The sequence below is a fragment of the Micromonospora sp. NBRC 110038 genome (assembly GCF_020884815.1).
Taxonomy (GTDB): domain Bacteria; phylum Actinomycetota; class Actinomycetes; order Mycobacteriales; family Micromonosporaceae; genus Micromonospora; species Micromonospora haikouensis.
The window spans coordinates 78,880-100,478 of record NZ_BBOL01000004.1 but is presented as its reverse complement, the minus strand read 5'-3'; the positions used below and the strand labels follow the sequence as shown (position 1 = coordinate 100,478).

Here is a 21,599-nt window from a genome sequence, read left to right as displayed (position 1 = left end):
GACCGTAGGCGCAACCCGCCGCCCGCTCCGCCCGAACCGGCGAGGAAGGTCGGCCGGGTCCACGACCGCCGGCCCGGCAGCTCGACGCGGCCGGCGGGGACCCGGCCGGCCCTGCGGCGCCGGCAACCCCGACGCGGCGGACCCGGCCGGCCCGTGGCCGGTCAGCTCAGCGCGGCGCACCAGGCGGCCACGTGGGCGTCGAGGTGGTCGGCGGTGGCCCGCCAGTAGGGTCCGTCGTCCACCCAGATCCGCGCCCACGGCTGCCGGCCCTCCCGGGCACCGGCCGCGAGCAGGTCGTACATGGCGCGGGCCCGTCGACCGAGCATCCGGGGCAGCTCGGCCCGCTCCGGGCCGTCGAGGCCGTAGCCGTCGACGAGGGCCCGCAGCCGCGCCGCCGACTCGGGCACCGGCCGGTCCGCCCGCATCCCGGCCATGCTCTGCGCCGCGTACGCCAGCTCCCACGGCCGCGACCCGGGCCCGGCACAGTCCCAGTCGATCAGGACCCAGCCCCGGGGCGAGCGGATCAGGTTCCACGGCGCGGCATCGTGGTGGCAGACGAGATCCTCGCGGTCCGGCGGGATCACCCGCTGCCACACCGCCGGCTGTGGCGGCACGAAGCCGGCCACCGCGCGGTGCAGGTCGGCCAGGAGCGCCCCGACCTCGGCCAGCTCCCCCAGGGGGTACGTGCCGGTGACGTCGCCGACCGCGCCGGGCACGTACTCCAGCACCTGGCGGCCCTGGTCGTCGCGGCCCAGCGGGCGGGGCGCGCCGGGAAACCCCGCGTCGTGCAGGTGAGCCAGCAGGGCGTCGACGGTGTCGGTCCACGGGCCGGCCGGCCGGCGGACGGTGTCGCCCACCCGCACCACCCCGGCGGTGGCGTTGCCGGGCAGCGGCTCCTCGTGGTTGCTCACCCCGCCATCCTGCCGGCCGGCCCACCACCGGGCCACCTCGTTACGGACAGGGGGTGTCCCCGCGCTTCCCCCCCGGTAGCGCGGGGACCCCCCGTACCCGGCTACTGCAGGAACGCCCCGAGGGGCGAGAGCAGCAGCCGACCGAGCGCGGCGGCGTTGTCGTCCAGCCGTACGCGCTCACACTCGCGGGCCTCCGGATCGTGCCGGCAGCGCCAGATCTTCTGGGCGTTGCGCCAGGCCACGTTGCGGGTGTACTCGACCAGTTCGCCCTGGTACCAGTCGTCGATGTCGCCGTTGAGCATGTCGATCATGAGCTGCCAGTTGTCCAGGTAGCCGCGTCGCAGCTCCGGGATCCGCTCGGCGAAGATCTGGTTGATCTCCAGGTAGTCGCGGTGCTGGTCGGTGCCGTCGACCGGCTCGGACTCCAGGCTGTCGAACGTGGTCACCAGCGCAAACGGCAGATCGAAGTTGATGTGGGCGTTCACGCCGGCCGCGGCCGACGGCAGCGGCCGGGCGTCCGGGCCGCGCATCCGCCGGAACAGGCAGGCCCAGGCCCGGGGGGTGGCCGGGCTGGACTCCGTCCAGTAGCGCAGCGCGTCGAAGTAGCGGGCGGCGAACTCCACGTCGAGCCGGGCAAGGAAGACTGGGTCGGCGAAGCGGTCGTCGTACAGGCCGTTCAGCACGCTGGTGGTGATGGTCAGGTACAGCTCGTTGAAGTCCGCCAGGGGGCAGCTGCGCTCCAGCGGGGGCAGCCGCACCAGCAGGTCCTGGAGCTTGGTGAGGTGGTCGACCACCGCCGGCACGTCCGCCGGGTGGTCGGCGAGCAGCCCCACGATGTCCTGGTGTACCGGGCCCCAGACCGGTTCGCCCATCCCCATTCGTCCTCCCCCCTGCGCGCCGCGCCATTCCCGTGCCGCGGCGTCGGGGCACAGCCTCTCAGCCGTGGTCCGTGTGGCGGATCAGTAGAACGACGTATAAACGGGCGACGGGCGTACGTCGTGGAGCATCTACTCGGGACGGTTGCGCAGGAAGATCGCGCTGGCCTGCACGCGGGTGCGCACCTGGAGCTTGTCGAAGATGTGCGACACGTGCACGCCGATGGTGCGTTCGCTGATGAACAGCCGTTGGCCGATCTCCTTGTTGGTCAGCCCCTCGGCCACGGCGGCGAGCACCTCGCGCTCCCGGGCCGTCAGCATCGCCAGCTCGTCGCCGGACAGCTCGGCCCCGGCCACGGACCGCCCCTCGGCCGACGCGCCCCGCTCCTCCAACGTCACCCGGGCCCGGGTCGCCAGCGTGCGGATCTCGGTGCTCAGCGGTTCCGCGCCGAGCCCCTGCGCCACCTGGTACGCCTCGCGCAGCAGCTTGCCGGCGGTGGCCGTGCGGGTGCGGCGGGCCAGCAGCGCCTCGGCCTGCCGCAGCCGCGAGTACGCCGCCGGGTAGGGGTGGTGGCGGCGGTCCCACTCGGTCACCGAGCGGGCCCACAGCTGCGGGTCGCTGCCGTCGAGGCGGCTGACCTCGGCCTCGCACAGGGCCAGGAACCCGTCGACGACGTCGCGCACCGGCCGGGCGGCGTGCTCGCTCTTGCGGGCCACCCGCTCGGCCACCTCGCGCAGCCGGCGCACCGCCGTGGTGTCGACGCTGGCGCGGGCGGCGTGCGCCTCGGCCTCGGCGCGCAGCCCGTGCCAGACCAGGGCGGCGAGGATGCCGACGTCGTCGGAGCGGACCTCGGTGAGGCCGCGCTGCACCGCCTGCCGGGCCAGGTCGTGCCGGCCCTGCCACATGGCCAGCCCGGCGCGCAGGGTCAGCAGCGGGATGACGTGCCGGGCGCCGCCGCCGGCCAGCACGGTGGCGACGGCCTCCAGGTCGCGGTCGGCGGCCTCGATGTCGCCGTAGCCGACCCAGAGCCGGCAGCGGGCCAGCAGCAGCTCGACGGCGTCCGCGCCCGACGGGCGGTGCCGCAGCGCCGCCGCGACCACCTTCTCCGCCTCCGCCCACTGCCCCACCCGGAACAGCCCGTTCGTGGCGATGGCCAGCAGCCGCGTCTCGTACGTGCGGCCCAGCCCCAGCTCGGCGACCCGCTCGGCGCCCCGGCGGGCCACCACCACCCCCTCCTCCAGGATGTTCAGCGGCCCGGTCAGCAGCTCCGCCAGGTGCAGGTAGGCGCACGCCACGTCCTCGGGCCGGCCGGCCCGCTCGGCGGTGTCGAGGGCCTCCCGCATGACCGCCAGCCCGGCGTCCGGGTCCTCCAGGTATGCCTCGCTGAAGCCCAGCGCCATGCTGGCCAGCACCACCTCGGAGACGGACCCCTCCACCTCGGCGGCCAGCTCCAGGGCCTCCCGGGCCCGCTCTCCGGCGTCGGCGTAGCGGCCCAGGTGCAGCAGCAGCTCGGCCAGGTGCGCGGCGGCGGTGGCCCGCTCCCGGGAGGTGCAGTCGGCGGCGGCCAGGGCCCGCCGGTACTCCGCCTCGGCGGGCGCGGACCGGCCGGCGGCAGCCAGGTAGCGGGCCCGCCGGATGTGCAACGCGCAGGCCGGGGGCGCGTCCTCGGCGTCGGCCAGCTCCTCCAGCAGGGACAGCGCGCGGGCGTGCTCGCCGCAGTGGTGCGCCGCCTCGGCGGCGTGGCGCAGCAGCTCCGCCCGGTCGGGAGTGAGCCCGCCGTCGGCCGGGGCGACCCCGGCGGCCGGCGGGCCGGCCAGTTGCAGGGCGACCGACCAGTGGCGGTGCGCCTCGGCGTAGCCGTGCAGCCGCTCGGCCTCCTGCGCCGCGGCGACCGCCGCCGGCAGCGCCCGCGCCGGCTCCCCCGCCAACCGCCAGTGGTGCGCCAGCCGCGCCTGGTGCAACTCCGCCGGGGCCATGGTGAGCGCCTCCGCGTACCGGCGGTGCAGCGCCGAGCGCTCCGCGGGCAGCAGCTCGTGGGCGAGCACCTCCGCCACCAACCGGTGCCGCAGCCGGTAGCCGTCGTCGTCACCCACCAGCAACCGGTGCGCCACCGCCGCCCGCACCGCCTCGATCAGCTCCCCCTCCGGCAGCCGGGTCACCTCCGCCAACAGCCAGTGCGCCACCGGCTCCACCCCGGCCGCCACCGCGTGCACCACCGCGTGCGCGGCCTGCGGCAACGCGTCCACCCGGGCCAGGAACACCTCCCGCAGCGTCTCCGACAACCCGTCGCGCCCCTCGCGCAGGTCCCGCGCCAGCTCCTCCACCACGAACGGGTTCCCACCACTGCGCTGCCACAACGACTCCGCCGCCTCCGCGCCCAGCGGCCCGCCCAGCACCGCCGCGGAGAGCTGCTCCGTGCCCGCCCGGTCCAGCGGGGCGAGGTCGACCACCCGCACCGACCGCAGGCGACGCAGCTCGGTCAACACCCGCCGCAACGGATGCGCGCCCTGCAACGACTCCGCCCGCACCGCCGCCAACACCGACAACTGCAGGTCACCGAGCCCGGCCAACAGATAGAGCAGCAACTGCCGGGTGCTGCGGTCGACCCACTGCAGATCATCCAGCACCAGCACCAACGGGCGCCCCTGCGCCACCAGGTGCAACCCCCGGGAGACCCGCTCCAGCAGGGCGCCCGCCCCGTCCGGACCGGCCGTCTCGGCGGCGAACATCTGCAACAGCCCGCGCACCGCCGACGACGTCCGTGCGTGCGAGGCCGTCAGCTCGGCGTCGAAGCGCCGCAACGCCTGCAGCAACGGATGCAGGGGAGACGAGTCGCCGATGTCGAGGCACGTGCCGGTGAGCACGAGCGCGCCCCCGGCGCGGAACCGGTCGCCCGCCTCGCGCAGCAGCCGGGTCTTGCCCACCCCGCTCTCGCCCGTGACGAACACCGCCGCCGTCTGCCCCGGACCCACGCCGTCGAGCAGCGCGGACCGCAGCGTCGCGAGGTGGTCGGCACGGCCGACGAGTGGTGCGAGGTCCACATCGCTGGCCATGGTTCGCAGCCTAGTCACAGGTCCCCGGACCGTTCTACGGGTCTTCGCCCCCACTGGTACGCCTCGCGTCGACATTGCGACTAAAGGTTGCGGTAGGCCGACATACGTCGTTCTGCCGATCCCCCGTCGGACCGGTGGTGGGAGTCTCCTGAGGTCGTCAGGCACCAAGCGGGGGGAAAGGCGGTGCGATGCCCATGTCCACGATCGTCACGGGAACCCAGTCGTCGACGCCGGCCGACTGGCCGGTGCCCGAGGAACGACGAACGGTCAGCGTGCTCTTCGCCGACATCGTCGGCTCGACCGCGCTGATCGACCGACTCGACCCGGAGGAGGTCCGGGCCCTGCAGAGCGCCTACTTCGACACCGTCGTCGGGGTGCTGGCCCGCTGGGGCGGCGTGGTCGAGAAGTACGTCGGCGACGCCGTGATGGCCCTGTTCGGGGCCCGCGAGTCCGACGGCCACGACGCGTACCGGGCGGTGCGGGCCGGGTTGGAGATCCAGCGCGCCCTGGACGGGCGGGCCCTGCCCGGCGTCGCGGCCCTGCGCACGCGGGTCGGTGTCGCCACCGGCGAGGCGCTGGTGGACGTCGCGGCCATCCGCGACGGCGCGCACGGCATGGCCAGCGGCGCGGTGATCACCGCCGCCGCCCGCCTCCAGGAACACGCCCCGCCCGGCGGCGTCGTGGTCTGCGCGGCCACCCGCCGCGCCACCGCCGGGGTGATCGTCCACCGGGCACTGGGCCCGCTGAGCGTCGCCGGCAAGTCGCTGCCCATGGACGTGGCGCTCGCCGTCGGTGCCGCCCGTCCCGAGCCGGTCCGCCACCACGGCGGGCTGGTCGGCCGCCGCCGGCAGCTCGCCGCCGCCCGGGACCGGGTGGTCCGGGCCGCCCGCGAACGCGACCCGCGCTGGCTGTCGCTGGTCGGCGCGGCCGGCAGCGGCCGAAGCCGGGTGCTGCACGAGCTGCGCCGCGCGGTCGCCACCGTCGACGGCGCGCCGCTGCGCTGGTACGCCGCCGCCTGCCCGCCGCGCGCCGAGGGGCCATTGGAGCCCGTCGCCGACCTGCTGCGCGCGTTCGCGGGCCTGCGCGCCGACGAGACGCCGGCGACCGTACGCCGACGGCTGCTGGCGGCGCTCGACGGCGTGGTCCCTGCGGGGCGGGCGCTGTCCACGGTGGTCGCGCTGGAGGGGCTGCTCGACGGGGCGTCGCCGGTCGGCGCGGCGGTGTGGCAGCGGGTGCTGCTGCGCCTGGCTGACCGGCAGCCCGTCGTGCTGGCGGTCGACGACGCCGACCGGGCCGCCCCGGCGACGGACCGGTTCCTGCGCGCCCTGTTCGCGGCGGCCGTCGCCCGGCGGGTGCCGCTGGCGGTGGTGACGACGCGGCGTCCGCAGTGGAGCGGCGACCGCCCCGGCCCCGAGGGCAGGCACGACGAGGTGCCGCTGCCCCCGCTGGCGGCGGTGGAGACCGGGCGGCTGCTGCGCCGCCTGCTGGTCCGGGCCGGGCGGCCGGCGACCCTGGCGACCCGGCTGCTGCCGCTGGTCGCCGGCTTGCCGGGGCGCGCCGAGGCGTACGTGCGGCACCTGGCCGACGACCTGGACCCGGCGCAGCCGCCGCAGCCGGTGCTCGCGACCGCCGCGGCCGGCCTGGACGCCTGCGACGGCCGGGAGCGGGCCGCGCTGATGGTCGCCGCCGCGCTGGGCCCGGGGGTCGCCGCCGCGACGGTCGACCGGGCCCTCGGGTGGCCGGCGGGCCACGCCGAGCGGACCATGTGCCGGCTCACCGCGCGCGGGCTGCTGCGTCGCGCGACGCGGGGCGGGTACGACGTCGCCGACCCGGCGCTGCGTCGGGTGGCGCACGACCGGCTGCCCCGGGCGGTCCTGGCGGCCGTCGTCCGCCGCGCCGGCGCGACGGCACCGGTGCGGCCGGCGCGGCCCGCGACGCACCCGGCCCCGGCGCGGCTCCGGCCGACGACCCCGGCCCTGCCGGCGCCCCCGGGCCCGCGCGACCGGTCACCCGGCGGCAGCCTGCGGCCGCACGGGGGTCGGGAGCAGGGCCGGAGCAGCCCCCGGCCGGGCCGGGGCCCGGACGCCGGCCGGGCCCGGGATCAGCGCAGCGTCTCCAGCCGGGACACCAGGTCCGCCGGGGCCGGCATGGCGGCGATCTCGCCGCTGACCTCGCGGGCGGCCCCGGCCAGCGCCGGGTCGGTGACCAGCCGGGTGAGCAGTTCGGCGGTGATCCGCCGGGCCGGGACGGCGAGGCCGGCCCCCCGGGCGGCGATGAGCCCGGCGTTGTGCCGGCGGTCCCCCGGCCCCGTGGTCGCCAACTGCGGGATGCCGGCGACGAGCGCACCGTACGCGCTGCCCGAGCCGCCGTGGTGCACCAGCGCCGCGCTCGCCGGCAGGGCGGCCGCCAGCGGGATCCAACCCACCGGCCGGACGTTGGCCGGCAGTCGCCGGGCCCGCCGGAGACCGGGCCGGACCAGGACGAACTCGGCGTCCACCCGGCCGGCGGCGGCCAGCACGGCGCGCATGAGGCCGGCGCCGACCGGGCCGGCGATCGTGCTGCGGGTGACCAGCACGCGGGGCCGGGGGCCGGGCTCGGCGAGCCAGCGCGGCAGCTCCCCGCCGCCGGACCAGGCGACGTGGCGCAGCGGCCAGCCGTCCTGGGTGGCCACGCTGGGCGGGGCGATGGCCAGGGCGGCGACGGGGGGTGGCAGCCCGGCGAGGCCGTGCCGGCGCAGTGCCCCGGTCAGCCGGGCGGTGGTCACCCGGACCAGCTCCCGGCCGTCGAACAGGGAGTTCTCGTGGCGTACGGCGGGGACGTCGAGCCGGGCGGCGGCGAGCGCGCCGGCCACCGCGAAGGGCTCGTAGAGCACCAGGTCGGGCCGCCAGCTTTCCGCGAGCGCCACGAGGCCGTCGGCCAGCTCGTCGTTGACCTGCCCGAAGAGCAGCGCGGCGCCCCGGGTGCCGGCCGTGCCGGCAACCTCGGCGCGGCCGACCAGCGGATGGCGCAGCAGCACCGACCGGGCGATCCGGCCGAAGTCGAAGCCTGGCACGACGTCGCGCACCGGCAGGCCGCTGCGGGCGGCGGCCATCCCCTCGGCGCCCGTGGCGACGAGCACCTCGTGACCGGCGTTGCGCAGCGCGAGGGCCAGCGGCAGCAGCGGGAAGACGTGCCCGATCAACGGTGCGGAGACCACCAGGACGCGCATCCGCCGATGGTAGGCGGCCGCCGGCGGCGGTGGGGGCCGCGAGTCCGGGCGGCGGGCCACCGCCGACGCGCCAGCGTCCCAACATGTGGACGGTGGCGCGACGCGCCCGACGCGAACGGCCGCCGGTCCCGGGCCGTCGCCCACGGGAGCCGCACAATGACGCTGAGTTGCCTTCTCCCGAGAGGACCGCCGATGACCAGCAGCGGAGTCCGCCACGACACCTCACCGTCCGCAGTCACCTCCCCCGGTGTGCCACCCGCCACCCGCCGGGAGGACCTCGTCACCGTCCTGTTCGGCGCGGTGCTCACCGCCGGGGCGATGTCCGACGGCTGGGCGCACACCAACATCATCGAGACCATCGAGGGCTTCTTCACCCCGTGGCACGGGCTGCTCTACGCGGGCTTCGTCGCCACGGCGGCGTGGACGTTCTGGCTGGCGTACCGGCGGCGCGGCGGCGCGCCCCGGTGGTGGCGGGACGGCTGGCCCGCCGGTTACCGGGTGGGTGCGATCGCGGCGGTGACCTTCCTGCTCGCCGGGCTGGCCGACCTGGCCTGGCACGAGACGCTGGGAGTGGAGGTCGGCCTCGACGCCGCGTTCAGCCCGAGCCACCTGCTGCTCGACGCCTCTGCGGTGCTGCTGGTGACCAGTCCCCTGCGTTCGTGGTGGGCCGGCGGCGAGGGCGGCGCGCGATCGGTCACGGGCGTCGCGTCGCTGGTGCTCGGCGCGATGGCGCCGTCGATCCTGCTCACCTACGCGTCGGCATTCCTCACCCTCGCCCCGACCCGGACGATCGGCCTGGGCGCCCAGCAGCAGGCGGTGCTCGGCGTCGACGCGTACCTGCTCACGACGCTGCTGCTGGTCGGACCGTTCCTGCTGGTCCACCGGCGGCGCGCGGCCGTCGGGACGGGCGCCGCCCTGGTCGCCGGGGTGGCGCTGTACGACCTGGTGATGCACGAGTTCCCGACGACGCAGACGTGGGCCGCGCTGGGGGCGCTGGGCGGCGCGGCCCTCGCCGACGCGCTGCTGTGGCGGCTGGACGCCGTACGCGGCCCGGACGCGCCGCTGCGGCTGCCGCTGGCCGGGGCGCTGCTCGGCGGCCTGCTGGTCGCCGGGCACCTGACCGGCCTCGCCCTGGCCGCCGGGGTCCGCTGGACGCCGGAGGTGACCGGCGGCGTCGTCGTCCTCGCCGCGCTGCTGGGTGCCCTGCTCGGCGGCCTGGCCGCCCGCCCCGCCGGGCCCGCACCGGTCCCGGCGGCACCGACGCCGGCGGTCCCGGCCCAGGCGATCCCGCTCGGCAGGCGGTGACCGGCCCGGCCGGCTCCCGCCCGCGACCAGCCGGGCCGAACCGGACGCGGTGCTGCGCGGCCGCTCGCCCGGCGGTCCCGCTCACGGGGTGAGCAGGGTCTTGCCGACCGCCGCCCGGTCCTCGACGGCGCGGTGCGCGTCGGCGGCGCGGTCCAGCGGGAACGTCTGCCCCACCAGCGGCGTCACCCGGCCGGTCGCGGCGGCGTCCAGGGCGGCCAGCAGGTGCGCCCGCCTGACCTGCGGCCCGGCCGTCCGCAGCGCCTCGATGTCGGTGACCGTGATGCCCCTGGTGCGGGCCGAGGCGGGTTCGGGGACGGCGAAGCCGCCGGCCGGCGCGCCGTACGCGCAGACCCGTCCGCCCGGTGCCACCAGGTCGTGCGCGGCCCGGCCGTACGCGCCGCCGGCGCCGTCGAGGAGCACGTCGACGCCGCCGAGGACGGCGCGTACCCGGTCGGTCCAGTCCGGGGCGGAGTAGTCCACGACGTCGGTGACGCCGAGGCGACGCAGCGCGTCCCCCTTGGCCGTCCCCCGCGCCGCCGCGACCACCCGGGCCCCCGCGGCCCGCGCCGCCTGGACCAGCAGCGCGCCCGCTCCCCCGGCGGCGGCGGTGACCAGCACCCGGTCGCCGGGTCGCACGCCGACCAGGTCGAGCACGGCGAACGCGGTGGCGCCGTCGGTAAGCAGGGCCGCGGCGTCCCGCAGCGACACCGCCGCGGGCACGGCGCGGACGTCGTCGACCGGCACCGGGGCCCGGTCGAGGTAGCCACCGACCGGACCGGTCCGCGCGACCACCCGCCGGCCCGCCCAGGCCGGATCGACGCCGGGCCCCACCGCGCTCACCGTGCCGGACACCCCCGACCCGGGACGGTACGGGGGCCGGACCGGGAACCACTGCCCGGCCCGGCCCGCGCGGATCGCCGTGTCGATCCAGAGCACGTTGGCGTACGCCGTCTCGACGACCACCTCGCCCGGCCCGGGCGACGGGTCGGGGGCCTCCGTCAGGGTCAGCACCTCCGGCCCGCCGAACCGGGCCACCTCGACCACTCGCATCCCGCGCCTCCGTGTCGCTCTACCGTGTGCGGACAGCCTCGGAGGTGAAGCGGGGTTGAGGTCAACCGGAGCGCGGGGTGGGCCGGGTCACGGATTCTCCGGGTCCAGGTTGCGCTCGCGCAGCAGCGCGTCCAGCTTGGCCTCGATCCGGTCGTCGGACTCCCGGGACTGGGACGAGCCCCAGTAGTAGAAGAGGGCCAGCCCGGCGGCCTGCCAGATCAGCTGGAGGAACTCCGACTGCCAGTTCTCGAAGGTGCTCGCGAAGAACTGCGGCAGGAACTCGGACCAGGCGAACGCCTGGCCGTGCTGGCTCGCCTCGTTGCGCTGCACCACCAACTGGAAGAGGAACTGGCCGACCCACGAGAAGAGGAAGAGCGCGCCGGTGACCAGCGCGAAGGCGTACGCCTTGGGCCATCGCGGCTTGCGGAACGGTGGGCCGGCCGCCGGGCCGCGACTGCGGCCACCCCCGGTGTCGGCGCTGACGGACGAGCGTGCGCCGGTCGATGTGCTGGTCTCCGCCATCACGATCCCCCTCCCGGTAGTCGATCTCACCCGTGATGTGCCCCGCGCCGACCCGGTCGAAACCGTGCTGAACAGGGACGGAGGCCGCGAACGACACTCCCCTCTTGTTGCCAGTAGTTGGCAACAAGGTCTGGACGTCGACCGGCGGCGTAACTAGCCTGATGCGCATGACTCCTTACATCAGCGAGGGTGTGGCCGAGGCGACCGCCGGGCGCCCCGCGACGATCACCGAGGGTCCCGCCGACCCTGCCGACCCTGCCGACTCCGACCCCGCCGTTTCCGGGCTCGCCACGACGGCGGCGGCCTGGCAGGAGAGCTGGGACCGGCAGCAGGAGGGGTTCATGCCGGACCGGGAGGAACGCCTCGCCGCCATGCTCGACGCCGTCGAGGCCGTGGTCGACACGGACTCGCCCCGCCTGCTCGACCTCGCCGGTGGCACCGGCACGATCACGCTGCGCGCCCTGGCCCGCTTCCCCCGAGCCCGGGTCACCCTGGTCGACCTCGACCCGGCCCTGCTCGCCCTGGCCCGCGCGTCGCTGGGCGACCGCGCCGTCGTGCTCACCGCCGACCTGGCCCGTCCCGACTGGCCCGGCCGGCTGCCGCACCGCGACTACGACGCCGTGCTCACCGCCACCGCCCTGCACTGGCTGCCCGCCGAGCGCCTCACCGAGCTCTACGGCGAGCTGCGGGACCTGCTGCGCCCGGGCGGGCTGTTCGTCAACGCCGACCGGATGCCCGACGACGCGCTGCCGACGCTGACCGACCGGTTGACGGCCCGGGCCCGCGAGCGGCGCGCCGCCCGGCACGCCGCAGGCGCGGCCCTGTCCTGGTCCGACTGGTGGGCGCGGGCCGGCGCCGACCCGGTCCTGGGCCCGCTGGTGCGGCGCCGCCACGAGATCTACCCGACCGGGCACAGCCCCGAGTGGAACCCGCCGGTCTCCTGGCACCTCGGCGCGCTGACCGCCGCCGGCTTCACCGAGGCCGGCACGCTGTGGCGGGGCGGCGCGGACGCGGCGGTGGCCGCCCTGCGCTGACGCGCCACCCCGCGCCACCCTGCCTGCCCCGCGCCACCCCTCGCTCCCCCGCGCCACCCCTTGCTCCGCGCCGCCCCCGCGCTGCCCCTTGATCGTCTGCGCGGAAAGGAGACGACACGCCGGCCGCACTCTCCGTTTCCCGCAGACGATCAAGGGGCCCTCCGGCGGGGCGGCGGGGGTAGGCTCGCGCTCGTACGCCCAGGCGGCTGGTGGGAGGGCGAGGGTGACAGGACCGACCCCGCGCCGGGTCGACCCCGACGTCGACCTGCGGGTGCCGGCCGACCGGGGCGAACTGCGCGCCCACCCGGCGGTCGTACTCGGTGTCATCGCGGCCGGGGGCGTGCTCGGCGCGCTCGCCCGGGCGGGTGTCCAGGCGGCGTTCCCACACCCGCCGACCGGGTTCGGCTGGGCGACGTTCGGCGTCAACGTGTCCGGGTGCCTGCTGATCGGCGCCCTGATGGCGGTGGTCACCACCGGCCGCGTCCCGCCGCTCACCCGACCGTTCCTGGGCGTGGGCGTGCTCGGCGGCTACACCACCTTCTCCACGTACGTGGTGGACGTGCGGCAGGCTGCGGCCGCCGGTGCGGCGGGCACCGCGCTGGCGTACCTCGCCGCCACCCTGCTGGGGGCGGTCGCCGCGGTCTGGGTCGGCGACGCCGCCGCCGGCCGGCTGCTCGGCCGCGCGACCGGCGCGCGAGAGGGCGAGACGGCGACGGGGCGCCCGGGTTCAGACGGGGCACGGGCCGACGGCGGGCCGTCGTGACGGTCCTGCTGATCGCCCTCGGCGCGGCCGTCGGGGCGCCGCTGCGGTACCTCACCGACCGGGCCGTGCAGTCCCGGCACGCCTCGCCGTTCCCCTGGGGCACCCTGACCGTGAACGTGGTCGGCTCGCTGGTGCTCGGCGCCCTGGTCGCCGCGCCGGTCGGGCCGGCGGTGAGCGCGCTGCTCGGCACCGGCTTCTGCGGCGCGCTCACCACCTACTCCACCTTCGGGTACGAGACGCTGCGCCTGGCCCGCGACGGCTCCCGCCTGCTCGCGCTGGTGAACGCGCTGACCAGCGTCGCCGCTGGGCTGGGCGCGGCGACGCTGGGTTACGCGGCGACCCGCGCGCTGGTCGGCTAGCTCCCGGGGGTGGTCGTGTGGTCGAGGATCACCTCGGCCAGCCGGGGCGCGATCGCCTCCGGCAGGGCGTGGCCGAGCCCGGGGACGGTGACGAGCCGGGCGTTGCCCAGCAGCGTCGCGAGGTGCCGCGCGGAGGCGGTGCCGGCGACCGGGTCGGCCGGGGAGTCGACCACGAGGACGGGGATGGTGACCGCCGCCAGTTCGCCGGCGCGGTCGAGGCCACCCTGGTCCGCGCGGGCGTGCGCGGCCGGGTTCTCGTGCCGCCCCGCGTGCGCCATGATGCGCTCCTCCCGACGCCGGAACTCCTCGGCGTCGAAGGGCGACTCGCCGCCGTTGAGGACGCGCCAGTGCCGCACGCGCCAGGCCAGTTCGGCGTCGCGGTCCCGTGGTTCGAGCATGGTCTCCCACAACGCCAGCAGCTCGGGGGCGATCCCGGGCCCGTCGGCCGGGCCACCGTCGAGGGGGGTGGTGCCGACGAGGGTGGCCGTCGCCACGCGTTCCGGGTGGTCGAGCAGCAGCAGTTGCGTCAGCGTGCCGCCCAGCGACATGCCGACCACGTGGGCACGGTCGATCCCCAGGGCGTCGAGGACCCGCACGGCGTCGGCGGCGAGCGCGGTGAGCGGGTAGGGGTCCTCGTCGAAGGACCACGTCGACCGCCCGGTGTCGCGGTGGTCGTAGCGCACGACCCGGTGCCGGCGGGCCAGCGCGTCCAGGAGGGCTTCCGGCCAGGTCAGGCCCGAGGCGTTCGCACCCATGACGAGCAGCAGTGCCGGTGCGCGCGGGTCGCCGCGTTCCTCGGCCCACAGCCGGACGCCGGGCGCGACGGTGATCTCGTGTTCCACGCCCCCACCCTCCCGGATGGCCGGTTCACCGTCCATGGGGTTACCGACCTACGGTTCAACCGGCGGCGATCATGGCGCGGGAGACCAACTAGGATGATCAGGTGACGAGCACGCCCCGGCAAGCGGAAGCCCGCATCGGTCCGATCGGCGCGCTGTTGTGCCGGCTGGCGTTCCTCGCCATCTGCCTGCCCGGGCCGGCCCTGTTCGTCGCCGGCCTGACGGTGGAGCCGCCACCGTCGACCAAGGACTTCTGGGGCCTGCTCGCCGGTGACGCGTTCATGACGGTTGTCGGCGTCGGTTTCGGCGTCCTCGGCTTGCGGCTGGTCGCCCGGTCGCGACGCGACGCGCGTCACCTGTCCGCCGCGGGTGTCGCCGCGACGGCGGAGATCCTCTCCGTGGCGGACCGCGTGGACGGAGAGGACCCGGGGCTGACGCTCCGCCTGCGCATCAGCGGGCCCGGGTTCGCCGCGTTCGAGGCGGACGTGAACCGCCCCGTCGACCCGGCCCTCGCGCCCGGCGCGACGCTGCCCGCCACCGTCGTCCCTGCGGACCGTCTCTTCTCGATCCCCTGACTGCCCGGGGCCTCGGCCGACCACCCCGTCCCGCCTGCCGGCGGGCCTGCCGCGCGGCGTCGAGGTGCCGGAGCTGCTCGCGCGGGGCGTCCGGACTCCCTCCGCCCGATGTCACGGCTCGCCGGACAGCGGTCGAGTGGTCGCCCCGCCGCCGCGGGTGCGGATCACGCCGGTCAGCCGGCCACCCGGCCACCCGGTCAGCCGGTCAGCCGGTCACCTTGGCGACGAACGCGGCGAGGTGGGCCACGGTCCGCTGGATCTTCTCCTCCAGGGTGATCGACTCCTGGAGGCGCGCGCCGGGCCCCGCGTCCTTCCTGCCGCGCACGTACAGGGAGCAGGCCAGGTCGCTGCAGATGTACGTACCCACGGTGTTGCCCTGCTGTCCGGGCTTGCCCGCCCGGCGCGCGACCATCAGAGAGACGCCGCCGGCCGGGGTGGTGAGGCAGATCGAGCACATGCCGCGCGGTCGCTGCGCGGCGGTGGGGCTGGGGCAGCGCAGCGCGAGGGCCGTCGGGCGGCCGTCGAGGACGGTGGCGAGGTAGGCGCGGTCGGGGGCCTGCGGGTCCCGCCAGCCGAGGTAGTCCAGGTCGCTCCAGGGGCGTTCGGCGAGGTCACGCGGCACGGAGAGGCGCTTCGACTCGCCCTTGGTGCAGTTGACGAACGCGGCGCGGATCTGTTGTTCGGTCAGTGGCTCCATGGCCGGCACGCTAGGCTTCCTAAAACCTTTAGGCAAACGCATAATCGGTTTAGGCAACGAGGAGGACCATGGTCCGCGCCGGACTCACCGCAGCACGCCTGACCCTGGCCGGGGCGGAGCTGGCCGACGAGGTCGGCTTCGAGCAGGTGACCGTCTCGGCGGTCGCCAGGCGGTTCGGCGTCACGGTCGCCAGCCTCTACTCGCACCTGCGAAACTCCCAGGACCTCCGGACCCGGATCGCCCTGCTCGCCCTGGACGAGCTCGCCGCCCGCGCCGCCGACGCCCTGGCCGGGCGGTCCGGCAAGGACGCGCTGACCGCCCTGGCGAACGTCTACCGCGACTACGCCCGGGAGCACCCGGGCCGCTACGCCGCCGCCCAGCTCCGGCTCGACCCGGCCACGGCCGCCGCCAGCGCCGGCGTCCGGCACGCGCGGATGGTCCGGTCGATCCTGCGCGGGTACGACCTGACAGAGCCCGACCAGACGCACGCCGTTCGCCTGCTGGGCAGCGTCTTCCACGGCTACGTCAGCCTGGAGCTGGGGGGCGGGTTCGACCACAGCGCCCCCGACACGCAGGAGACCTGGACCCGCATCCTGGACGCCCTCGACGCCCTCCTACACACCTGGCCCCCACCTGGCCCCCGCCCCGCCCCACCCCCGCCCACACCCCGGTGATCAAGAGGTTTGCGTCACCGTCGAGATCACCTTTGACACTTTCCTCTTGATCACCGACGCGGGGCGGGGCGACGCGGGGCGACGCGGGGCGGGTGGGGGCGGGGCGGGTGGGGGGCAGGGTCTGGTGGGTCAGGGTGGGGTGGGGCGGGCGGCCAGGACCAGGAGGAGTTCCGTGCGGGCGGTCGGGTCGGTCAGGTCGTCGCCGTACAGCTCGCGCAGGCGTCGGATGCGGTAGCTGACAGTCTGCGGGTGCACGTACAGCTCCGTGGCCACCTCCGCGCGCGAGCCCCAGTGCCGCAGCCAGCTGTGCAGGGTGGCGAGCAGGCTCTCCCGCTGCGCCGGGCGCAGGTGCGCCAGGGGCGCCAGTCGGCGGGCGGTGAGCACGGCCAGCGCGCCGGCCTCCCCGCGTAGGGTCAGCGCGATCAGGTGGTCGTCGACGAAGACCGGCCCCGGGTCGGCCCCGGCCGGTCCGGCGGTCAGCTCGGCGAGCCGGAGGGCCGCCGGCACCTGCGCCCAGCCCAGGGCCGGCCCCACCACCGCCCCGCGCCCCGCGAGGGCCTCGGCGAGCTGCGGGCGGGCGGAGCGCGGGCCGGCCCGCAGCAGCAGCACGGCGTCGCGTCCGCGTTCGACCACGAGGCCGTCCGCGCCGTAGCGGAACCGGGCGTCGCGGGCCTGCTCCAGCGGCAGCAGCACCGGCACCACCTCGTCGAGGTGCGGCCAGCCGATCCGGGCGGCGGCGGCCCCGACGGCGGCGGGCAGGCCGTCGCCGCGCAGCAGCAGCTCGGCGAGCTGCCGACGCCGCCGGTCGCCCTCCCCGGCCTGCTCGCGCAGTTGCAGGGCGTAGCCGTCGGTGCTCGCGGCGGCCAGCTCGTCGACGTACGCGGTGATCGCGTCGGACAGGTCGATCAGCTCCGCGGTGTCGACGGGGCGCAGCCGGGCCAGCGACTCCGACGCGGTGCGCAGCATCAGGCGCGCCGCCGTCCGTTGTGCCGCCAGCAGCGCCTCCGGCCCGCGGTCCTCGCGCGCCTCGCCCGCACCGAGCGCGACGAAGACGTCCCGCACGCGCGGCGGCAGGGCGGGCTCGGCGGTGCCGACGAGGTCGACGAAGCGCTCGAAGGCGACCTGCACGGCGGTGCGCACGTCCCGGGCGAACTTGGCGTCGGAGATGGCGGCGAAGGCCGGGGTGGCCTCGGTGACCGCCGCGGCGACCGCCCCGACGGTGGCGGGCAGGTGGGGTCGCATCGCGGCGGACAGGTCGGCGGGGAGCCGCTGCCAGGGCGTGGCGGGGGCGGTCATCCCGCGATTTTGTCACGCGGTGACAATCGAGGGCCCGATTCTCGCGTCCGGCGGGACGGTGCTCCGCGTCGGCCGCCCGGCGACGATGGACCGCGACGGGCACCCCCGCCGATCCGCCGTGGCCCGACCGAGGAGAGCGCCGTGGAGCACCGCACGTCCCGCCAGCACGTCGTCGACATGTGCCGCACCATGCTCGCCCGCGGCTACCTCAAGGCCACGGAGGGCAACGTGTCGGTCCGCGTCCCCGGCCACGAGCTGTACGCGGTCACCCCCAGCAACTACGACTACGACCGGATGCGCGTCGAGGACGTCTGCATCGTCGACTTCGCCGGCAAGCACGTGCCCGACGACTCCGGCACGGGACTCGCGCCGTCGATCGAGTGCGGGATGCACGCCAACATCTACCGGCAGCGGCCGGACGTCAACGCGATCGTGCACACCCACCAGCCGTACGCCTCGGCGCTGGCCTTCCTGCGCAGGCCGATCCCGGCGCTGACCGACGAGCAGGTGCGCTTCCTCGGCAAGCGGGTCGCCATCGTCGACTACGCCCCGTCGGGCACCGGGTTCCTGGCGCGCAACGTGCAGAAGAAGGTCGCCGGCGGGGACAACGCGTTCATCATCGCCAACCACGGGATCGTCGCCCTCGGCACGGACCCGGACCGGGCGGTGTTCAACATGGCGCTGCTGGAGAAGGTGTCGATCGCCTACCTGCTGGCGCTGACCACCGAGACCGGGAAGGTCTACACCATCCCGACGGCGATCCGCGAGGTCGCCTTCGGCAAGCTGCGCGCCGACGAGAAGCGGATCGCCGCGCAGATCACCGAGGCGGTGCCGCCGCTGCGGGTGCCCACCGACGAGGAGCCGCCCAGCGCCGACGCGACGGCCGCCGCGCTCGCCGCCGGCACGGAGAACAACGGCGAGGACAGCGCCGGCACGGTGAACGGCGGCGAGGCGGCCCGGCTCGGGTACGCGATCAGCGAGTACCCCGACGTCGACGACGTCATGCGCCGCCTGAAGGCGCTGGTCGCCCAGCCGATCCGCGGGCTGCGCCACGACGCGCTGCTCGACGTGCTCAACTACTACGACACCAAGTGCCGCGCCAGCCGGGAGATCACCGACCGGGCGAAGCGGCGCATCCCGGGCGGCGTGCAGCACAACCTGGCGTTCAACTATCCGTTCCCCCTCGCCATCGAGCGGGCCGAGGGCGCGCACCTGGTCGACCGCGACGGCAACACCTACATCGACTTCCTGCAGGCCGGCGGCCCGACGATCCTGGGCAGCAACTACGGGCCGGTCAACGAGCGGGTCGCGGAGGTGGTGCGGGCGTCCGGGCCGGTCACCGGCCTGTTCCACGAGTACGAGCTGAATCTCGCCGAGATCATCCACCGGTACCTGCCGCACGTGGAGATGTACCGGGCGCTCGGCTCCGGCACCGAGGCGGTGATGGCCGCCGTGCGCGGGGCGCGGGCGTTCACCGGCAAGAAGATGGTGATCAAGGTCGGCGGCGCGTACCACGGCTGGTCCGACACGATGGTCTACGGACTGCGGGTGCCCGGCACCTACCGGATGAACGCCAAGGGCATCCCGTTCGGCGCGACCAGCCGCACCCGGGAGGCGTTCCCGCACGACCTGGGGCAGCTGCGGCGCAAGCTGATCGAGAACCGGCTGCGGGGCGGCACGGCCGCCGTCGTGGTCGAGCCCGTCGGCCCGGAGTCCGGCACCCGGCCGGTGCCGCGCGACTTCAACGCCAAGGTACGCCAACTCTGCGACGAGTTCGGTGCGCTGCTGATCTTCGACGAGGTGGTCACCGGGTTCCGCCTCGGTCTGGGCGGCGCGGCCGGCTACTTCGGCGTCACCCCCGACCTGACGGTGCTGGGCAAGGCGGTCTCCGGCGGGTACCCGATGGCCGGCGGCGTCGGCGGTCGCGCCGACGTGATGGCGGTCTTCGGCTCCGGCCTGGACGGCAAGAGCGGCGCGCACATCCAGGTCGGCGGGACCCTGTCGGCGAACCCGCTGTCCTGCGCGGCCGGCTACTTCGCCATCGAGGAGATGGCCCGCACGAACGCGCCGGTCATCGCCGGGCGGGCCGGCGACCGGCTCACCCGGGGCCTGCAACGGCTCATCGACCGCTACGGCCTGCCGTACGTCGCCTACAACCAGGGCTCGATCGTGCACCTGGAGTGCAGCGGCGTCATGCTGCTGGACATGCGCCACCCGGTGAAGCTGCTCAAGGAGAACAAGGCCCGCAAGCGGCTGATGGAGCAGATGGGCGCGGCGTACGCTGCGCACGGCATCATCACCCTGGCCGGCTCGCGGATGTACACCTCGATGGCCGACACCGACGAGGTCATCGACGACGCGCTCGCGCGGTTCGACCAGGTGTTCGCGCTGGTCGAAGGGGTCTGAGCCGGTGGCAGGCACGGCACCGCAGGTGCTCGCGATCGACCTGGGCACCTCGGGGATGAAGGCGGCCCTCGTCGCCGCCGACGGCACCGTCACCGGCTGGGCCGAGCGGGCCGTGCCGCTGCGGGTGCTGCCCGGCGGCGGCGCCGAGCAGGATCCCCGCGCCTGGTGGGACGCGCTCGGGCAGGTGGTCGCCGACCTGGGCCGCGCCCACCCCGACCAGCTGCGGGCGGTCACCGTGGTGTGCGCCTCCACCCAGGGCGAGGGGACCATCGCCGTCGACGCTGCCGGGGAGCCGCTGACGGCGTGCATCAGCTGGCTGGACATGCGGGGCGCGGCGAACCTGCGCCGCCAGTTCGGCGGCTTCCCCGCGTACCACGGGATGTCGGTGCGCCGGATCGCGCGCTGGCTGCGGCTCACCGGCGGCATGCCGTCGCCGACCGGCAAGGACCCGGCGGCGCACATGCTGCTGGTCCGCGACGAGATGCCGCAGGTGTACGCGCGCACCGCGTCGTTCCTCAACGTGCTCGACTGGATCAACCTGAAGCTGACCGGGCGGACGGTGGCCACCGTCGACTCGATCCTCACCTCATGGGTGACCGACAACCGGCGGCCGGGCGACGTCCGCTACTCCCCCGCCCTGGTCGCCGACTGCGGCATCGACCGGGACAAGCTGCCGCCGATCGTCGCCTGCACCGACGTGATCGGCACGCTGTCGCCGGCCGCCGCCGCGCACCTGGGCCTGCCGGAGTCGGTGCGGGTGGTCGCCGGGGCCATCGACAACACGGCCGCCGCGATCGGGGCGGGCACGACCGGCGACAACGAGCCGCACCTGTATCTCGGCACCTCGTCGTGGGTCGCCGCGCACGTGCCGGCGAAGAAGACCGACGTGGTCGCCGGGATCGCCTCGGTGCCGTGCGCCATCCCCGACCGCTACCTGATGACCGCGCTGCAGGCCACCGCCGGGGCGAACCTGACCTGGCTGCGCGACAAGGTCGTCGAGTACGACGACCCACTGCTGGGCGCGGGGCACGTCAGCCGGGACGAGGGCACGATCTTCGACGCGTTCGACCGGATCATCCCGACGGTGCCGCCGGGGGCGAACGGCGTCATCTACACCCCGTGGCTCTACGGCGAACGCGCCCCGGTCGACGACCCGCACCTGCGCGCGGCGTTCCTCAACATCTCGCTGGACACCAACCGCTCCGACCTGCTGCGGGCGGTCTTCGAGGGCGTCGCGTTCAACACCCGCTGGTTGTTCCGGGCGGTCGACCGGTTCCTCGGCGCGCCGGTCACCTCGCTGGCGATCACCGGCGGCGGGGCGCTGTCGGACTCGTGGTGCCAGATCTTCGCCGACGTGCTCGGCGTCGAGATCCGGCGCGACGCGAACCCCCTGGCGGTGAACGCCCGGGGCGCGGGCTGGATCGGCGCGGTCGGCGTCGGGCTGGTCGACTTCGCGGACCTGCCCGGCCTGATGCGCAGCGACCGGGTCTTCGCGCCGACGCCCGCGCACCGGGCCACGTACGACGAGATCTTCGCCGTCTACCGCCAGTTGCACGAGCGGCTGGCCCCGGTCTACCGGCGGCTGCACCGGTGACCTCCTCTCCGCCCCGCAGGGCGGAGGTATTTCCCGGGACGGGTTCCCGGGCGGCCACCAGGGGCAGGGCCGAGCCTTCGGGCCCGGCCCTGCCTGTGCGCGCACTCCCGGAGTGTCTACCAGCCCAAGCCGATCTGCACCCGCCAGCCGCTGCTCATGCCACGCACGCTCTCGCCCAGGTAGAGCCAAAGGTAGCCAGCCGCATCCCTCGCCACGATGTCCTGATGACCATCACGATCCCAATCGGCCACGTCGAACGGCGTGTAACCGTTCCAGCCCACACCGATCTGCGCCCGCGCAGCGCTACTCATGCCACGCACACTCTCACCCGGGTAGAGCCACAAATAACCAGCCCCATCCCTCGCCACGATGTCCTGATGACCATCACGATCCCAATCGGCGATCCCGAACGGCGTGTAACCATTCCAGCCCACACC

At 75.7% G+C, this 21,599-nt stretch carries 18 protein-coding genes and 1 pseudogene; 9 read left to right on the top strand and 10 right to left on the bottom strand.

Features of this window, described 5'->3' with window-relative positions:
- Positions 1-161: 161 nt before the first annotated feature.
- The 3 genes from LPU61_RS16085 to LPU61_RS16075 all read right to left on the bottom strand — a co-directional run bounded on the left by LPU61_RS16085 (position 162) and on the right by LPU61_RS16075 (position 4,840).
- On the bottom strand, positions 162-911 hold the full coding sequence (locus LPU61_RS16085) for a phosphotransferase (protein WP_229405364.1): 750 nt from the start codon (positions 909-911) through the stop codon (positions 162-164).
- 101 nt (positions 912-1,012) lie between these two features.
- A complete protein-coding gene (locus tag LPU61_RS16080; protein WP_043968872.1) occupies positions 1,013-1,783 on the bottom strand; it encodes a DUF5995 family protein in 771 nt (256 codons plus the stop codon).
- 135 nt (positions 1,784-1,918) lie between these two features.
- On the bottom strand, positions 1,919-4,840 hold the full coding sequence (locus LPU61_RS16075) for a helix-turn-helix transcriptional regulator (RefSeq protein ID WP_229405363.1): 2,922 nt from the start codon (positions 4,838-4,840) through the stop codon (positions 1,919-1,921).
- A gap of 188 nt (positions 4,841-5,028) precedes the next feature.
- Between LPU61_RS16075 and LPU61_RS16070 the strand changes: the two are divergent.
- Positions 5,029-6,147, top strand: a pseudogene (locus LPU61_RS16070) (adenylate/guanylate cyclase domain-containing protein); the annotation flags it as partial.
- Between the two features lie 794 nt (positions 6,148-6,941).
- Here LPU61_RS16070 and LPU61_RS16065 read toward each other — a convergent pair.
- Positions 6,942-7,931 (bottom strand): glycosyltransferase, encoded by a 990-nt coding sequence (locus LPU61_RS16065; RefSeq protein WP_229405584.1) that lies wholly within the window; start codon positions 7,929-7,931, stop codon positions 6,942-6,944.
- Between the two features lie 309 nt (positions 7,932-8,240).
- On the opposite strand from LPU61_RS16065, the gene LPU61_RS16060 reads away from it, so the two are divergent.
- Positions 8,241-9,353, top strand: a complete 1,113-nt coding sequence (locus LPU61_RS16060) for a hypothetical protein (protein ID WP_229405362.1) — start codon at positions 8,241-8,243, stop codon at positions 9,351-9,353.
- An 81-nt stretch (positions 9,354-9,434) separates the two neighbouring features.
- Here LPU61_RS16060 and LPU61_RS16055 read toward each other — a convergent pair whose 3' ends face one another.
- Both LPU61_RS16055 and LPU61_RS16050 read right to left on the bottom strand, forming a co-directional pair.
- Positions 9,435-10,403: a zinc-binding dehydrogenase gene (locus tag LPU61_RS16055; RefSeq protein WP_229405361.1), complete on the bottom strand. Its 969-nt coding sequence runs from the start codon at positions 10,401-10,403 to the stop codon at positions 9,435-9,437.
- Between the two features lie 87 nt (positions 10,404-10,490).
- The gene (locus tag LPU61_RS16050; protein WP_229405360.1) at positions 10,491-10,925 is read right to left on the bottom strand and encodes a DUF6766 family protein; all 435 of its coding nucleotides are present in this window, start codon (positions 10,923-10,925) and stop codon (positions 10,491-10,493) included.
- A gap of 341 nt (positions 10,926-11,266) precedes the next feature.
- Here LPU61_RS16050 and LPU61_RS16045 point away from each other — a divergent pair, with 341 nt between their 5' ends.
- The 3 genes from LPU61_RS16045 (at position 11,267) to crcB (ending at position 13,081) form a co-directional block, all read left to right on the top strand.
- Positions 11,267-11,959, top strand: a complete 693-nt coding sequence (locus LPU61_RS16045) for a trans-aconitate 2-methyltransferase (protein ID WP_229405583.1) — start codon at positions 11,267-11,269, stop codon at positions 11,957-11,959.
- A 223-nt stretch (positions 11,960-12,182) separates the two neighbouring features.
- Positions 12,183-12,722 carry a CrcB family protein gene (locus tag LPU61_RS16040; RefSeq protein WP_229405359.1) on the top strand — a complete coding sequence of 180 codons (540 nt, stop codon included), beginning with the start codon at positions 12,183-12,185 and terminating at the stop codon, positions 12,720-12,722.
- Complete coding sequence (gene crcB / locus LPU61_RS16035; RefSeq protein WP_043968868.1) at positions 12,719-13,081, top strand: fluoride efflux transporter CrcB; 363 nt, start codon at positions 12,719-12,721, stop codon at positions 13,079-13,081. The genes LPU61_RS16040 and crcB overlap by 4 nt, the downstream gene beginning before the upstream one ends.
- On the opposite strand, the gene LPU61_RS16030 is transcribed toward crcB, so the two are convergent.
- Complete coding sequence (locus LPU61_RS16030) at positions 13,078-13,923, bottom strand: alpha/beta fold hydrolase (RefSeq protein ID WP_229405358.1); 846 nt, start codon at positions 13,921-13,923, stop codon at positions 13,078-13,080. The genes crcB and LPU61_RS16030 overlap by 4 nt on opposite strands.
- Positions 13,924-14,024: 101 nt before the next feature.
- Here LPU61_RS16030 and LPU61_RS16025 point away from each other — a divergent pair, with 101 nt between their 5' ends.
- A complete protein-coding gene (locus LPU61_RS16025; protein WP_043968867.1) occupies positions 14,025-14,495 on the top strand; it encodes a hypothetical protein in 471 nt (156 codons plus the stop codon).
- Positions 14,496-14,700: 205 nt separating this feature from the next.
- Here the strand turns inward: LPU61_RS16025 and LPU61_RS16020 are convergent, their stop codons facing one another.
- The gene (locus tag LPU61_RS16020; RefSeq protein WP_229405357.1) at positions 14,701-15,192 is read right to left on the bottom strand and encodes an FBP domain-containing protein; all 492 of its coding nucleotides are present in this window, start codon (positions 15,190-15,192) and stop codon (positions 14,701-14,703) included.
- Positions 15,193-15,260: 68 nt separating this feature from the next.
- Between LPU61_RS16020 and LPU61_RS16015 the strand changes: the two genes are divergently transcribed.
- Positions 15,261-15,866, top strand: a complete 606-nt coding sequence (locus LPU61_RS16015; protein ID WP_229405356.1) for a TetR/AcrR family transcriptional regulator — start codon at positions 15,261-15,263, stop codon at positions 15,864-15,866.
- Positions 15,867-15,995: 129 nt separating this feature from the next.
- On the opposite strand, the gene LPU61_RS16010 is transcribed toward LPU61_RS16015, so the two are convergent.
- Positions 15,996-17,162 (bottom strand): CdaR family transcriptional regulator, encoded by a 1,167-nt coding sequence (locus LPU61_RS16010; protein WP_229405355.1) that lies wholly within the window; start codon positions 17,160-17,162, stop codon positions 15,996-15,998.
- A 141-nt stretch (positions 17,163-17,303) separates the two neighbouring features.
- Here LPU61_RS16010 and LPU61_RS16005 point away from each other — a divergent pair, with 141 nt between their 5' ends.
- On the top strand, positions 17,304-19,568 hold the full coding sequence (locus LPU61_RS16005) for an aminotransferase class III-fold pyridoxal phosphate-dependent enzyme (RefSeq protein ID WP_229405354.1): 2,265 nt from the start codon (positions 17,304-17,306) through the stop codon (positions 19,566-19,568).
- 4 nt (positions 19,569-19,572) lie between these two features.
- The gene (locus LPU61_RS16000) at positions 19,573-21,162 is read left to right on the top strand and encodes an FGGY-family carbohydrate kinase (protein WP_229405353.1); all 1,590 of its coding nucleotides are present in this window, start codon (positions 19,573-19,575) and stop codon (positions 21,160-21,162) included.
- A 116-nt stretch (positions 21,163-21,278) separates the two neighbouring features.
- Here the strand turns inward: LPU61_RS16000 and LPU61_RS15995 are convergent.
- The coding region (locus LPU61_RS15995; protein WP_229405352.1) for a VCBS repeat-containing protein at positions 21,279-21,599 on the bottom strand (321 nt) is incomplete at its 5' end.